This is a genomic window from Ramlibacter tataouinensis (assembly GCF_001580455.1).
Taxonomy (GTDB): Bacteria; Pseudomonadota; Gammaproteobacteria; order Burkholderiales; family Burkholderiaceae_C; genus Ramlibacter; species Ramlibacter tataouinensis_B.
The window spans coordinates 4,259,736-4,273,585 of sequence record NZ_CP010951.1 but is presented as its reverse complement, the minus strand read 5'-3'; the positions used below and the strand labels follow the sequence as shown (position 1 = coordinate 4,273,585).

Below are 13,850 nucleotides of genomic sequence, written 5' to 3'. Positions count from 1 at the left end.
GTCCTAGACTTCGCTACTCGATCCCCAAAGCACTCCATGTCCATCGATCCCAGCAGCCTGCTGTTTATCCTGTTGGGTTTCGCCCTGACCTTCTTCGCCGGCCGCATCCTCGGCAAGCGCTGGCGCGATCGCCGGCGTGAGCGTGCGGAGCAAGCGGCGCGCGAGGGCGAATCCCGCCAGGTCCGGCGCGCCCGGGAGCGCAGGCAACCCAAGTGATGGCACCGTCCCGGCCCCTGGGACTATGCTGGCGGCTCACCTCAAGGATCCACGCATGATCAAGTTCAACGTCATGTATCCCCCAGGGACACGCTTCGACCACGCCTACTACCGCGACAAGCACATGCCGATGGTGGCCAACCGCCTGGGCAGCGCCTGCCTGTACTACACGATCGACAAGGGCCTGGCCGGCGGCGCGCCGGGGGCACCGTCGCCCTTCCTGGCGTCGTGCAGCATCGTGTGCGAGTCCGTCGAGAAGCTGCAGCAGGCGCTGGGGCCGCATGCCAAGGAAATCATGGCGGACATTCCCAACTACACGGATGCGCAGCCGGTGATCTGGATCAGCGACGTGGTGGTGGAAAGAAGCTGAAGGGTGCGGCGGCAGCGGGCCGTGTCGGCGGAAACCCGTCCGCCTAGGCAGGCTCGTATCGTCAAGAGTGAATGCCGAACCGGACCGCCGCCCTGACCTTGGCCTTTGCCGCCTCGACCTCGCGATTGCGAGGTTCGGCGGAGGTCACCAGCGATTGAATGAGCGCTCTTGCAGAGGCGGCCACTTCCTCCACGGCCCGCTCGAACGCGGCCTCGTTGGCTTTCGAAGGAACATTGAATCCGCTGAGCTTCCGGACGAACTGGAGCGAAGCGTCCCGAATCTCGAGTTCGGTGGCGGGCGGATCGAAGTTGAAGAGCGTCTTGATGTTGCGGCACATGGCAGGAACCCGGGAGCCTGTCGCCATCGTACGCTGCGCACCCGATCACTGGCCGATCACGGTCGGTCATCGCTGCCCATCGCCAGGCCGACCTCCCCCTCGATCTCCACCGGGATGTTGAACGGCAGTTCCGCCATGCCCACGGCGCTGCGCGCGTGCGCGCCCACGTCCTGCCCGAACACTTCGACGATCAGGTCAGTGAAACCGTTGATCACCGCCGGCTGCTTGTTGAAGCCCGGGGCGGAGTTGACCATGCCGAAGATGCGCACCCAGCACGCGATGCGATCGAGATCGCCCAGTTCCCGCTTCAGGCTCGCAAGAATGGCCAGCCCGGTGAGCCGGGCCGCCACATAGCCCTGGTCCAGGCTGACGTCGGCGCCCACCTTGCCCAGTGGCTTCGCCAGCGCGCCGTCCGCATCGGTCGGCCCGTGGCCCGAGAAGACGGCCCGTGCGCCCACCACCCTCACCCACGGGAAGGGCAGCACCGCGCCCGCGGGCAGCTGCAATGGAGCCGGCAGGACGATCCCGAGTTCCTGCAGCCGATGTTCGATCCTGGCCATGGTTGCCTCCGCGATGCGGCACTTGCCGCATGCCGGCTTGGATTGTGCGGGGATCCGGCGCCGGCCGCATGTGCGATCCGTTTGCGCGATGGACGGAATGCAGCTGGGCTTCAAGCCCCGCCAGAAGCCGCGCCTTCCGCGTCGATGGCGTGCGTGCGGATCCATTCGATGAAGTTCGCCACCTCGGGCCGCTGCAGGTGCCGCTGCGGGCACACGAGGAAGTGCGCCTGGACCTTCACGCACCAGCGGTCGTCGAACAGCTTGCGCAGGCGGCCTTGATTCAGGTGGTCGGCGGCGATGGATGAACTGTCGCAGGCCACGCCCAGCCCCTGCACGGCGGCATCGAGCGCCATCGAGGTGCGATCAAAGCTGTAGGCGTACTGGCCCGGCGCGAACTGGACCCGGCGGCCGCGGAACCAGTCGCCCCACTGCACGACGTTCACCACCGACTGGATCAATGGCATCTGCAGCAGGTCCTCGGGCGTCTCGATGCGGTGCTGCTCGGCGAACGCCGGGCTGACCATTGGCTGGATGCGCTCCTCGAAGATCGGCTGCACGTGCAGGTGCGGCCAGTTGGGCACGCCGTAGCGGATGTCGAGGTCGACCTGGCCCGTCGCGAAGTCCGAATGCGTCGGCGAGGACGACAGCGACAGGGCGATGCCCGGATGCTGGCGCGCAAAGTCGGCCAGCCGCGGCATGAGCCAAAGGGAAGCGAAGCTGGGCGCCGAATGCAGGTGCAGCGCATTGCGAACGCCCTTGCGCACGTTGTCGGTCGCCGTGCTGATCGCGTCGAGTGCCAGCGAGACCCGGCTCATGTACTCGCGCCCCGGCTCCGTCAGGGCGATGTTGCGCGCCGAGCGCTCGAACAGCCGCACATCCAGCAGCTGTTCGAGCTTGGCGATCTGGTGGCTCACCGCCGACGGCGTCAGGTTCAGCTCGTTGGCGGCAAGGCTGAAGCTCGCGCGACGCGCGGCCGCTTCGAAGGCCAGCAGGCAGCTCAGGGGAGGAAACGACGATCTCATAGGGTTAACCCTTTATGAACGGGATTCATCCATCGCTGAAGAACTGTCGCTTGTCTTCAAGGGTCACGGGATCCACAGTTACCCCCACTCGCTCTCGCCCACTCCCACTTCTCAAGGATCACCGCCATGCTGCTCGCCGACCGCGTCGCCCTCATCACTGGAGGCGCCGGCCTCAACGGTCTCGGATTCGCCACTGCCCGCGCCCTGGCCTCGCAAGGCGCCCGCGTCGTCATCGTCGACCTCGAATCCGCCCGGCCGGCCGAGGCTGCCGCCCAGCTCGGGCGGGGCCACCTCGGCCTGACGGCGAACGTCACGGTGAAGTCCGACGCCGACGCCGCCGTCGCCCACACCGTCGAGCAGTTCGGCCGCCTCGACATCCTCGTGAACAACGCTGGCATCACCCAGCCGCGCAAGACGGTCGAGATCACCGAGGGCGACTACGACGCCGTGCTGGACGTCAGCCTGCGCGGCACGCTGCTGTTCTCGCAGGCGGCCATCCCCGTCATGCAACGCCAGCGCGGCGGCTCCATCGTCTGCATCTCGTCGGTGTCCGCTCAGCGCGGCGGCGGCATCCTGGGCGGCCCGCACTACTCCGCCGCGAAGGCCGGCGTGCTCGGGCTGGCGCGCGCCATGGCGCGAGAGCTGGGGCCCGACGGCATCCGCGTCAATGCCATCACCCCCGGCCTCATCAGCACCGACATCAACAAGGACAAGCTGAGCGCCGAGCGCAAGGCCGAGATCGCCGAGACCATCCCGCTCGCGCGCCTGGGCGTGCCGGCCGACGTTGCGGGCGCAATCCTGTTCCTCGCCAGCGACCTGTCCGGCTATTGCACCGGCATCACGCTCGACGTGAACGGCGGGATGCTCATCCACTGAATCCCTAGTCCATCAAACACACACACACATCAGGAGACAAACCCATGCGTCGCAGAACCCTCGCCATCGTCGCCAGCGCCCTGCTCACCACCGGAGGCCTGGCTTTCGCGCAGTCGGCCACCAAACTCACTCTCGGCCACGGCGCCGCGCCGGGCAATCCACGCCATGAAGCGGCGGTGCTTTTTGCCGATCGCGTCAAGGCCAAGACCAATGGCCGCATCGAGGTGCAGGTTGCGCATTCCGCGCAGCTGGGTGACGACGCCGCCATGGTCACGGCCCTGCGCACGGGCAGCCTGGACATCTCCGCCAACAGCCAGGGCGCGATGGCCAACGTGGTGCCCGAATACGCGGCGCTCGGCCTGCCCTTCCTGTTCAGCGACGTGCAGAAGGCCTGGCAGATGCTCGACGGCCCGGTCGGCGAGGAACTGACCAAGCGCACCGCCGCCAAGGGCATGGTGGTCCTCGGCTACTGGGACAACGGCATCCGCCACGTCACCAACAGCAAGCGGGCCATCAAGTCGCCGGCCGACATCAAGGGCCTGAAGATCCGCACCCCGCCCGACACCATGACCGTGGACATCATGCAGGCGCTGGGCGCGGACACGCAGCAGATCAAGTTCGCCGAGCTCTACGTCGCGCTGCAGCAGGGCGTGGTCGACGGCCAGGAGAATCCGCTGGCCAACATCGCCTCGGCCAAGCTGTACGAGGTGCAGAAGTACCTCTCGCTGACCGGCCACAAGTACGAAGCGAATCCCTTCGTCATGGGCAAGCGCTCCTGGGACCGCCTGAGCCCGGGCGACCAGAAGATCGTCATGGAAGCCGCGGCCGAAGCCACGCAGATGCAGCGCAAGCTTTCCAAGGAGGCCGACGACAAGCTGCTGGCGGAACTGAAGTCCAAGGGCACGCAGGTCGAAACCGTGGACCGCAAGGCCTTCGTGGAGGCGACCAAGTCGGTCTACGCCAAGTGGTCGGGCGGGCCCGTCGGCGACTTCGCCAAGAAGGTGATCCAGCAAGCGCAAGCGCAGTAATTGCCTTGCTCCTTCCCCTCCGGGGGGAGGACGGGATGGGGGCAGGCGAACGCCGGGCGCCCCCACCCCACCCTCCCCCGGAGGGGGAGGGATCAAGACCCAAGCCCTGTCCTCTCCCACTCGTTCTCACCCTTTCCGGAGGGCCCCGTGAATCCGTTCGCCCAATTCCTCAATCAATGCATAGGCGCGGCGTGCCGCGGCGTGCTCTACGTCACGCTCGGCGTGGTGTTCGTGATCCTCAGCGCCAACGTGGGGCTGCGCTACGTGGCGGGCACCAGCCTGGCCACCGCCTCCGAGCTGCCGGAGCTGCTGTTCCCCTGGATGATCATGGCCGGCGTGGTGCTGGCCGCCCAGCACGGCTCGCACATCGCCGTGGTCATCCTCACGCAGAAGCTGGGCGCCGCGCGGCGATGGGTGCTGGCCGGCGGCTCGCTGGTGGTGGCCTTCCTCTATGCGTCGCTCGCGGTGATCGCCTGGCCGCTGGCCGAGATCGCCGCCGATGAACGCTCCCCCATCCTGCAGGTTCCCGGCTCGGTCACCGTCTGGTGCCTGATGCTGGGCTTCGCGCTGCTCAGCGTGGTGACGCTGTGCAAGCTGCCCGAGGTCTGGGCCGGGTCCGAGCAGCCGCACGGACATGAAGAGCCCGAGACCGCCGCCGTCCACCAAGGTGTCTAGGAGACAGCCATGACCTTGCTGATCATCGTCATCTTCATCGCCACGGCGCTGCTGTCGATCCCGATTGCCCACGCCCTGGTCCTGGCCTCGGTGGGCGGCCTGCTCATGATCGACAAGGTGCCGGTGCACCTGGCGATCGAGCAAATGATCGCCCAGACCCAGAGCTTTCCGCTGATCGCGATCCCCTTCTTCATGATGACCGGCGCGCTCATGGTCAGCGGCAAGCTCGGGCAGAGCCTGGTGAACCTGCTGTCGATGATGATCGGCCGCGTGCACGGCGGCCCGGCGCAGGTGGGCGTGCTCTCGTCCACCATCTTCGGCGGCGTCTCCGGTTCGGCAGTGGCGGACGCCTCGGCCATCGGTTCGATGCTGATCCCCTGGCTGAAAAAGCTCGGCTACCCGGCGCCCTTCGCGGCCGGCACGCTGGCGGCAGCCGCCACCATCGACATCCTGATCCCGCCGTCGATCCCCATGATCGTCTACGCCCTGGTGTCGGGCGCTTCCATCGGCGCGCTGTTCGTCGCCGGCATCCTGCCGGGCCTGCTGATGTGCGCGGGCTTCATGGCGGTGTGCTACGTGCAGGGCCGCCGGCGCAACTTCCCGCGCGACACCACGCCCTTCGAGTGGGATGCCTTCTGGCGCCAGCTCGCGCACGCGGGACCGGCGCTGGCCATGCCGGTGCTGATCATCATCTTCCTGCGCTTCGGCATCGCCACGCCGACCGAAGTGAGCGTGATGTCCACCCTCTACGCGCTGGTCGTCGCCGGTGTGGTGTACCGCGACCTCACCTGGGCCAAGATCAGGCACGCGGCGATCGAAGCCGGGATTTCCACCGGCGTAGTGCTGCTGATCATCATGGCCTCGAGCGTGGTCGGCTGGATCGTCACCTACGAGCAGCTGCCCGCGGAGTTCACGCGCTATGCCAAGGAAGTGCTGCAATCGCCCTGGCTGATCATCCTGGCGATGAACCTGATCATGCTGGCCACCGGCATGTTCATCGACCTGCCCGCCGCCGTGCTGCTGCTCACGCCGATGTTCGTCCCGCTCGCTTCGGCGGTCGGCATGGACCCGGTACAGCTGGGGATCATGATGATCGTCAACCTGTCGATCGGCCTGTATCACCCGCCGATCGGCACCACCCTCTTCATCACCGCCTCGGTCGCCAAGGTCCGCATCGGCGACGTGGTGAAGGAATTGATTCCCTTCTATGCCGTCGCCGTCGCCCTCCTGCTGGGGTTTGCCTACCTGCCCTGGCTCACGATCCGCTAAAGGACTCCACTCATCATGTCTGATTCATCCACTCTCTCCGAGCGCGCGTACCGCATCCGCCGCTACGCCCTGCGCATGGGCGAGGTCCAGGGCCAGGGCTACATCGGCCAAGCCCTCGGTTGGGCCGACGTGCTGGCCGTCGCCTACGGCCACGCCATGCACTACCGGCCGGAGGACCCGCAATGGGAAAGCCGCGACCGCTTCCTGCTCTCGCACGGCCACTATGCCATCGCCTTCTACGCCGCGCTGATCGAGGCCGGGATCATTGCCGAGGAAGAACTCGACACCTACGGCAGCGACGACAGCCGGCTGCCGATGTCCGGCATGGCGACCTACACGCCGGGCATGGAGATGTCGGGCGGCTCCCTGGGCCAGGGCCTCCCCATCGCCGTCGGCATGGCGCTGGGCCTGCGGCAGAAGAACAATCCCGCCTTCGTCTACAACTCGATGTCGGACGGCGAGCTCGACGAGGGCTCCACCTGGGAAGCGGCAATGTCGGCCTCGCACCATGGCCTGGCCAACCTGATCTGCCTGGTCGACATCAACAACCAGCAGGCCGACGGGCCGTCGGGCAAGGTCCTCGGCTTCGAACCTCTGGCCGACAAGTGGGCGGCCTTCGGCTGGCATGTGCAGCGCGTGGACGGCAACGACCTGCAGGCCGTGACCCGCGCCTTCGACACCGCCCGCGCCCTGCATGAGCGCAAGCCGCGGGTGATCCTGTTCGACACCCTGATGGGCAAGGGCGTGCCCTTCCTGGAGCAGCGCGAGAAGAACCACTTCATCCGCGTCGACCCGCCCGAATGGCAGCAAGCCATCGATTTCCTGGACCAATCGCAAACCGAAGGAGTCGCGTCGTGAGCGCCACCACTGAAAAGAAACCGCGGCTGACCACCTCCGCGATGATCGCCTCCATTGCTTCCGAAGGCCAGCGCGTCAAGGCCGCGCCCTTCGGCAAGGCGCTGGTCGACCTGGCTGCTGCGCGGCCGGACATCGTCGGCATGACCGCCGACCTGGCGAAGTACACCGACCTGCACCTGTTCGCGCAGGCCTACCCCGACCGCTTCTTCCAGATGGGCATGGCCGAGCAGGTCCTGGTGGCTGCCGCCGGGGGCATGGCCAAGGAGGGCTTCGTGCCCTTCGCCACCACCTACGCCGTCTTCGGCACGCGCCGCGCCTTCGACTTCGTGCACCAGGTGATCGCGGAGGAGAACCTCAACGTCAAGCTGTGCTGCGCCCTGCCGGGGCTCACCACCGGCTATGGCCCCAGCCACCAGGCCTGCGAGGACCTCGCCCTGATGCGCTCCATTCCCAACATGATGGTGATCGACCCGTGCGACGCGCTCGAGATCGAGCAGGCGGTCCCGGCCATCGCCGCGCACCAGGGGCCGGTCTACATGCGGCTGCTGCGTGGCCAGGTGCCGCTGGTGCTGGACGAATACGACTACCAGTTCGAGCTGGGCAAGGCCAAGCTGCTGCGCGACGGCAAGGACGTGCTGCTGATCTCCTCGGGCATCCTGACCATGCGCGCGCTCGAAGTGGCCAAGTCGCTGGACGAGATCGGCGTGGGTGCCGCCGTCCTGCACGTGCCGACGCTCAAGCCGCTCGACACCCAGACCATCGTGCGCGAGGCCCGGCGCGAGGGCCGGCTGGTGGTGGTGGCCGAGAACCACTCCGAGATCGGCGGGCTCGGCGAAGCCGTGGCCACCGCCTTGCTGTCCGAGGGCGTGGCCCCGCGCTTCCGGCGCATCGCGCTGCCCGACGCCTTCCTGGACGCGGGCGCCCTGCCCACCTTGCATGACCGCTACGGCATTTCCTCTGCGGCCATCACTTCCTCCGTCAAGGGCTGGCTCGACTAGAGCCTGAAAGCTCCCTCTCCCGCATGCGGGAGAGGGCGGGGGTGAGGGCTGCGGCCGCTTGCCCCTCACCCCCACCCTCTCCCCAGAGGGGAGAGGGAGAAAAAACCTCTTCATCGCCAAGCCACCACGCCTTCACGCCTGGACAGCAGGAACTCCTTTGCCATGTCTATCCCCGATCTCTCCCCTCTCGCCAACGCCATTCGCTTCCTGTCCATCGATGCCATCGTGCAAGCCAAGGAGGGTCATCAGGGCGTGCCGTTGGGGATGGCTGAAATCGCGACTGCGCTGTTCACGCAGCACCTGAAGTTCAATCCCGCCGATCCCACCTGGCCGGACCGCGACCGCTTCGTGCTCTCCAACGGTCACGGCTCCATGCTGCTGTACTCGCTGCTGTACCTCACCGGCTACGAACGGATCCCGATCGACGAGATCCGGCGCTTCCGCGAGCTCGGCTCGCGCTGCGAAGGCCATCCCGAATTCGACCCGGCCAGCGGCATCGAGGTGACCACCGGCCCGCTCGGCCAGGGCATCGCCAATGCGCTCGGCATGGCCGTGGCCGAGGCCTACCTCAACGCCCGCTTCGGCGCCGAACTGGTCGACCACTACACCTATGCCTTCGTCGGCGACGGCTGCCTGCAGGAGGGTGTCGGCCAGGAAATGATCTCGCTGGCGGGGCACCTGCGCCTGTCCAAGCTGATCCTGTTCTGGGACGACAACCGCATCACCGACGACGGCAGCACCGAGCTGTCGATCAGCGAGGACGTGGCCGAGCGCTTCCGCGTGGCCGGCTGGCATGTGATCGAGGTGGACGGCCACGATATCGAGGCCGTCTCGCAGGCCATCACGGCCGCGCGCTGGGACACGCGTCCCTCGATGATCGCCTGCCGCACCGTCATCGCGCGCGGCATCGAGCGCCTGCAGGGACTGCGCGGCGGCCACAGCGGACGCCTTCATCCCGAGGACGCCGACGCAGCCCGGCGCGCGCTGGACTGGCCGCATCCGCCTTTCGAAGTGCCCGCGCCGGTGCTGGGTGCCTGGCGCGATGCGGGCCGCCGCAGCCAGGGCGACTACGACGCCTGGCAACAGCGTTTCGCCGCCCTGCCCCCTTCCCAGCGGGCCGAGTTCCAGCGTGTGCTCGAAGGCAGACTGCCGGCCGGCTGGCGCGAGGTGCTGGCTGAATACAAGCGGCGGGCGCTGGCGGCGGAAACGCTGCCCAGCGGCATCACGATCTCCGCAGAGATCAATGACATGCTCAGCGAAGTGCTGCCCGAGCGCATGGTCGCCTGCGCCGACCTCGAGGCGCCCATGAGCCACAAACGACGCCTGAAGGCCTTCAGCTCCGACGACCGCAGCGGCGCCTATGTCCATTGCGGCGTGCGCGAGCACGTCATGGGATCGCTGGCCAACGGCATGGCGGCGCACGGCGGCATCATTCCCCTGAGCCTGACGTACCTGGCCTTCTCCGACTACGAGCGTCCCGCGATGCGCATGGCCGCGCTGATGGGACTGCCGGTGAAGTTCGTGTTCAGCCACGACTCCATCGGCCTGGGCAAGAACGGGCCGACCCACCAGCCGGTGGAGATCCTCGCTTCGTTGCGCGCCATGCCCAACATGCTGGTGCTGCGCCCGGCCGATGCGGTGGAAGCCGCAGAATGCTGGGAGATCGCGCTGGAGCATCGCAGCGGGCCGGTGACGCTGGTCTTCGCCCGGCAGGCGCTGCCGCTGGTGCGCGCCGCCCATGCCGGCGACAACCTCTCGCGGCGCGGCGCCTACCTGCTGGCCGATGCGGCCGGCGGGCCCCGCGCCGTCACGCTGATCGCGACGGGTTCGGAGGTGATCTTGGCCTTGCAGGCGCGCGCGCTGCTGCAGGCCGAGGGCATCCCCACCGCGGTCGCATCCATGCCCTCCTGGGAACTGTTCGATGCGCAGGACGCCGCCTACCGCGCCAGCATCCTGCCGCCGGGCGGCGCGCGCGTGGCCGTCGAGGCCGCCCTGCGCTTCGGCTGGGACCGCTACCTCGGCGAGCGCGGCGGTTTCGTCGGCATGACGGGCTTCGGTGCTTCCGGTCCAGCCGACGCCCTCTACGAAAAATTCGGCATCACGCCGGCGGCCATCGCAGCCGAGGCCAAACGTTGCCTTTCCTCCCAATCCTGACATGCAAAGCTGACATGCAAAGAATCGTCTTCCTGGATCGATCCACCATCGCACCGCAGGTCCGCCTGCGCCGGCCCGGCTTCGAGCACGAGCTGGTCGAACACCAGCGCACCGCACCCGAGGAAGTGGTGCGCCGGCTGGACGGCGCCACCATCGCCATCACCAACAAGGTGCCGCTGACGGCCGCGATGCTGGAGCAGCTGCCCCGGCTGCGCCTCATCGCGGTAGCCGCCACCGGCACCGACTGCGTCGACAAGGCCTGGTGCGCAGACCACGGCGTGGCCGTATCGAACATCCGCGGCTATGCGGTGAACACCGTGCCCGAGCACACCTTCGCGCTGATGCTCGCGCTGCGGCGCAACCTGGTGGCCTATCGGGACGACGTGCTGCGCGGCCGCTGGCAGGAAGCCGGCCAGTTCTGCTTCTTCGACCATGCGATCCATGACCTGGCGGGTGCCCGCCTGGGCATCATCGGCGACGGCGTGCTGGGGCAGCGCGTGGCCGAGATCGCGCGCGCATTCCGGATGGTGCCGCTCTTCGCCGCGCACAAGGGCGTGAGCGGCATGGGGTCGCTCTACACGCCGTGGCAGGAGATGCTGGCGACCAGCGACATCATCACCCTGCACGCGCCGCTCACCGCTGCCACACGCGGCATGATCGCCCGGCCCGAGTTCGAGGCCATGAAGCGGCGGCCCCTGATCGTGAACACCGCCCGCGGCGGCCTGGTCGATGAAGCTGCGCTGGTGCAAGCCCTGGACGCCGGCCAGATCAGCGGCGCCGGTTTCGACGTGGTGACCAGCGAGCCGCCCGAGCCGGACAACGTGCTGCTGCGCGCGGCGGGCCGGCACAACGTGATCCTGACTCCGCATGTCGCCTGGGCCTCCGACGAGGCGCAGCAGGCTCTGGCGGATCAGCTGATGGACAACATCGAGGGCTTTGTGGCGGGGCGGCCCCGCCATCTGTTGCAGCGCGTGTCCTGAGGCCTCGGGTCCGGACGGCCCGGGTACACGCTTGAGCTAAACCCCGGCTGCTGGCCCATGCCTTGGTTAACTCCCTCTCGCGTGGACGTTCACTTTCGATTTGAATTTGTACCAATGTAATTGCTCCTAGAATGCCTTTTCTCGTTTCGAGAAGAAGAGGCATCGCCATAGCAGTTGCGAATACTCCTGTTGCCGGGACGTCCCATTCGACCGGGACCTTCGGTTCGCGCGCCTTCGAAGGCGCATCCTGTTTCGGGCCTCGTAGCTGATGCGACTGCAGCTGCGGTTCCTGCTCCCCCTGCTCATCGTGCTCGGCGTGGCCGCCTGGCTGGCGGTGCCTCTGATGGACCGCCTCACGCTTCGCTGGTTCGCGCGCGACCTGGCCATGCGCGGCAGCCTGCTGGCCACCGCCCTGGCGGAATCGGTGGTCGACGCCACGCCCGATCCCAAAGGACGAAAGCTGCGTGCACTCTTCGATCGGGCTGCGCAGGACGAACGGCTGGTCGCGATCGGCCTGTGCTCGGTCGACAACCACCTGATCAATGCCAGCCAGAGCTTTCCCAAGGAGCTCGATTGCGAGAGCACGAAGGAGATCGCCTCGCAGCCGGACCCGACGCGCCGCGTCGGCGGCGGCACGGTGCAGGTGGGCCGGCATCCGGTCACGAGCGAGGCGGGGCCGATCGGGGACCTGGTGCTCATCCACGACCTGAGTTTCATCGAGCGGCGCAGCCAGGACACGCGGCGCTACCTCATCCTGCTGATCGCCGGCATGGGCGGCGTGATCGCGCTCGTCACCATGGCCGTGGCGCAACTGAGCTTGCGGGGATGGGTGTCCGGCACGCGTGCCCTGCTTCGCGGCGAAGGGCTGCTGCGGCCGCTCGGGCCGCCGCTGCCCGAGCTCGCGCCGATTGCGGCGGACCTGCGCTCGCGCCTGCGCGACTTGCAGGACGAGTACCGCCGCGCGCACGGGCCCGAGACCGAGTGGGGCGCCGAGCGCCTGCAGGCGCTGCTGCGCTCCCAGCTCTCGGGTGACCAGGTCATCGTGGTGTCCAACCGCGAGCCCTACATTCACCAGCGTGTCGATGGCCGCATCGAGGTCCAGCGGCCTGCCAGCGGACTCGTCACCGCCATCGAGCCGGTGATGCGCGCCTGTTCGGGCACCTGGGTGGCGCACGGCAGCGGCAGCGCCGACCGCGAGACGGTGGACCGCGACGACCACGTGCGCCTGCCGCCGGACGACCCCGCCTACCACCTGCGGCGCATCTGGCTCAATCCGGCGGAGGAGCAAGGCTACTACTACGGCTTCGCGAATGAAGGTCTCTGGCCGCTGTGCCACGTCGCGCATGTGCGGCCCGTGTTCCGCGAAGCCGACTGGCAGCACTATCGTGAAGTCAACCGCCGCTTTGCGGACGCGGTCGTGCAGGAAGCGCGCAGCGACGACCCGATCGTGCTGGTGCAGGACTACCACTTCGCGCTGGTGCCGGCGATGCTGCGCGAGCGGCTGCCGCGCGCGACCATCCTGACCTTCTGGCACATCCCCTGGCCGAACCCGGAATCCTTCGGCATCTGCCCATGGCGTCGCGAGATCCTGCAGGGGATGCTGGGTAGCACGATCCTCGGCTTCCACACGCGCTTCCACTGCAAGAACTTCATCGAGACGGTGGACCGCTATCTCGAAGCCCGCATCGAGCATGAGCATTCGACGATCGCCTACGGTGGCGCGGAAACGCTGATCGAGAGCTATCCGATCTCGATCGCATGGCCCGAAGGCGAGTCCGGTTCGCACTGGCCGCCGGTGGACGAATGCCGGCGCCGCGTGTTCCAGCACCTGGGGCTGCCCGAAGGCCACAAGCTCGCCGTCGGCGTCGACCGCTTCGACTACACCAAGGGCATCCTGGAGCGGATGCACGCCGTCGAGCGCCTGCTGGAGAAGCACCCGCAGTGGCTGGGCCGCTTCACCTTCGTCCAGGTGGCAGCGCCGACCCGGGGACAGCTCGACGAGTACCGCGAGTTCCAGGAACGCATCCATCGGGTCGCACAACGCATCAATGAACGGTTCGGTGCGACGGGGCGGCCGGTGGTGCGCCTGCTCGCCTCGCACCACGGGCCGGAACAGGTCAACGAGTTGTACCGCGCGGCGAACATCTGCATGGTCACCAGCCTGCACGACGGCATGAACCTCGTTTGCAAGGAGTTCGTCGCGGCGCGCGACGACGAGCAGGGCGTGCTGGTCCTGAGCCGCTTCGCGGGCGCGGCGCGCGAAATGCCCGAGGCGCTCATCGTGAATCCGTATCACGTGGAAGAGACGGCCGACGCGCTGCAGCGCGCGCTGGAGATGCCGGCCGCCGAACAGCGCGAGCGCATGGCCAGCCTGCGCACCACCGTGCGCGAGTTCAACGTCTACCGCTGGGCGGGGCGCATGCTCACCGACGCCGCGCGCTGGCGGCTGCGGCGGCGCATCGAGGAGCGCGTCGAACGGCACAGCGCCCTCTGAGCGCCGATCACGA

At 67.8% G+C, this 13,850-nt stretch carries 14 protein-coding genes; 11 read left to right on the top strand and 3 right to left on the bottom strand.

Annotation, left to right across the window (positions count from 1 at the left end; all coding sequences use genetic code 11):
* The first annotated feature begins 36 nt into the window (after positions 1–36).
* Both UC35_RS19810 and UC35_RS19805 read left to right on the top strand, forming a co-directional pair.
* Entirely contained in the window at positions 37–216 is a 180-nt protein-coding gene (locus UC35_RS19810) for a hypothetical protein (protein ID WP_061502764.1), read from the top strand.
* Positions 217–271: 55 nt separating this feature from the next.
* Positions 272–586, top strand: coding sequence for an EthD family reductase (locus UC35_RS19805; protein WP_061502762.1), 315 nt, complete (start codon positions 272–274; stop codon positions 584–586).
* Positions 587–647: 61 nt separating this feature from the next.
* Here UC35_RS19805 and UC35_RS19800 read toward each other — a convergent pair whose 3' ends face one another.
* The 3 genes from UC35_RS19800 to UC35_RS19790 form a co-directional block, all read right to left on the bottom strand.
* Positions 648–923, bottom strand: coding sequence for a DUF2277 domain-containing protein (locus tag UC35_RS19800; RefSeq protein WP_061502760.1), 276 nt, complete (start codon positions 921–923; stop codon positions 648–650).
* A gap of 56 nt (positions 924–979) precedes the next feature.
* On the bottom strand, positions 980–1,483 hold the full coding sequence (locus UC35_RS19795) for a RidA family protein (RefSeq protein WP_061502758.1): 504 nt from the start codon (positions 1,481–1,483) through the stop codon (positions 980–982).
* Positions 1,484–1,593: 110 nt separating this feature from the next.
* A complete protein-coding gene (locus UC35_RS19790; RefSeq protein WP_061502756.1) occupies positions 1,594–2,505 on the bottom strand; it encodes a LysR substrate-binding domain-containing protein in 912 nt (303 codons plus the stop codon).
* A gap of 126 nt (positions 2,506–2,631) precedes the next feature.
* Between UC35_RS19790 and UC35_RS19785 the strand changes: the two genes are divergently transcribed.
* The 9 genes from UC35_RS19785 to UC35_RS19745 all read left to right on the top strand — a co-directional run bounded on the left by UC35_RS19785 (position 2,632) and on the right by UC35_RS19745 (position 13,837).
* Positions 2,632–3,381 (top strand): SDR family NAD(P)-dependent oxidoreductase, encoded by a 750-nt coding sequence (locus UC35_RS19785; RefSeq protein WP_061502754.1) that lies wholly within the window; start codon positions 2,632–2,634, stop codon positions 3,379–3,381.
* 44 nt (positions 3,382–3,425) lie between these two features.
* A complete protein-coding gene (locus tag UC35_RS19780) occupies positions 3,426–4,409 on the top strand; it encodes a TRAP transporter substrate-binding protein (RefSeq protein ID WP_061502752.1) in 984 nt (327 codons plus the stop codon).
* 147 nt (positions 4,410–4,556) lie between these two features.
* On the top strand, positions 4,557–5,084 hold the full coding sequence (locus UC35_RS19775; RefSeq protein ID WP_061502750.1) for a TRAP transporter small permease: 528 nt from the start codon (positions 4,557–4,559) through the stop codon (positions 5,082–5,084).
* Positions 5,085–5,093: 9 nt separating this feature from the next.
* Complete coding sequence (locus UC35_RS19770) at positions 5,094–6,353, top strand: TRAP transporter large permease (protein ID WP_061502748.1); 1,260 nt, start codon at positions 5,094–5,096, stop codon at positions 6,351–6,353.
* A gap of 15 nt (positions 6,354–6,368) precedes the next feature.
* On the top strand, positions 6,369–7,211 hold the full coding sequence (locus tag UC35_RS19765; protein ID WP_061502746.1) for a transketolase: 843 nt from the start codon (positions 6,369–6,371) through the stop codon (positions 7,209–7,211).
* Complete coding sequence (locus UC35_RS19760; RefSeq protein WP_061502744.1) at positions 7,208–8,209, top strand: transketolase family protein; 1,002 nt, start codon at positions 7,208–7,210, stop codon at positions 8,207–8,209. The genes UC35_RS19765 and UC35_RS19760 overlap by 4 nt, the downstream gene beginning before the upstream one ends.
* Before the next feature lie 162 nt (positions 8,210–8,371).
* A complete protein-coding gene (tkt, locus tag UC35_RS19755) occupies positions 8,372–10,363 on the top strand; it encodes a transketolase (RefSeq protein ID WP_061502742.1) in 1,992 nt (663 codons plus the stop codon).
* Between the two features lie 14 nt (positions 10,364–10,377).
* A complete protein-coding gene (locus UC35_RS19750; protein ID WP_061502741.1) occupies positions 10,378–11,343 on the top strand; it encodes a D-2-hydroxyacid dehydrogenase in 966 nt (321 codons plus the stop codon).
* Between the two features lie 268 nt (positions 11,344–11,611).
* A complete protein-coding gene (locus UC35_RS19745) occupies positions 11,612–13,837 on the top strand; it encodes an alpha,alpha-trehalose-phosphate synthase (UDP-forming) (RefSeq protein ID WP_061502739.1) in 2,226 nt (741 codons plus the stop codon).
* The last annotated feature ends 13 nt before the right edge of the window (positions 13,838–13,850 follow it).

Excerpts from the sequence above, each read along its gene's own strand:
- UC35_RS19745 (WP_061502739.1), top strand. The coding sequence starts at position 11,612 with ATGCGACTGCAGCTGCGGTTCCTGCTCCCCCTGCTCATCGTGCTCGGC.
- UC35_RS19810 (WP_061502764.1), top strand. The coding sequence starts at position 37 with ATGTCCATCGATCCCAGCAGCCTGCTGTTTATCCTGTTGGGTTTCGCC.
- UC35_RS19780 (WP_061502752.1), top strand. The coding sequence starts at position 3,426 with ATGCGTCGCAGAACCCTCGCCATCGTCGCCAGCGCCCTGCTCACCACC.
- UC35_RS19795 (WP_061502758.1), bottom strand. The coding sequence starts at position 1,483 with ATGGCCAGGATCGAACATCGGCTGCAGGAACTCGGGATCGTCCTGCCG.
- UC35_RS19765 (WP_061502746.1), top strand. The coding sequence starts at position 6,369 with ATGTCTGATTCATCCACTCTCTCCGAGCGCGCGTACCGCATCCGCCGC.
- tkt (WP_061502742.1), top strand. The coding sequence starts at position 8,372 with ATGTCTATCCCCGATCTCTCCCCTCTCGCCAACGCCATTCGCTTCCTG.
- UC35_RS19770 (WP_061502748.1), top strand. The coding sequence starts at position 5,094 with ATGACCTTGCTGATCATCGTCATCTTCATCGCCACGGCGCTGCTGTCG.
- UC35_RS19805 (WP_061502762.1), top strand. The coding sequence starts at position 272 with ATGATCAAGTTCAACGTCATGTATCCCCCAGGGACACGCTTCGACCAC.
- UC35_RS19785 (WP_061502754.1), top strand. The coding sequence starts at position 2,632 with ATGCTGCTCGCCGACCGCGTCGCCCTCATCACTGGAGGCGCCGGCCTC.
- UC35_RS19790 (WP_061502756.1), bottom strand. The coding sequence starts at position 2,505 with ATGAGATCGTCGTTTCCTCCCCTGAGCTGCCTGCTGGCCTTCGAAGCG.
- UC35_RS19750 (WP_061502741.1), top strand. The coding sequence starts at position 10,378 with ATGCAAAGAATCGTCTTCCTGGATCGATCCACCATCGCACCGCAGGTC.
- UC35_RS19800 (WP_061502760.1), bottom strand. The coding sequence starts at position 923 with ATGTGCCGCAACATCAAGACGCTCTTCAACTTCGATCCGCCCGCCACC.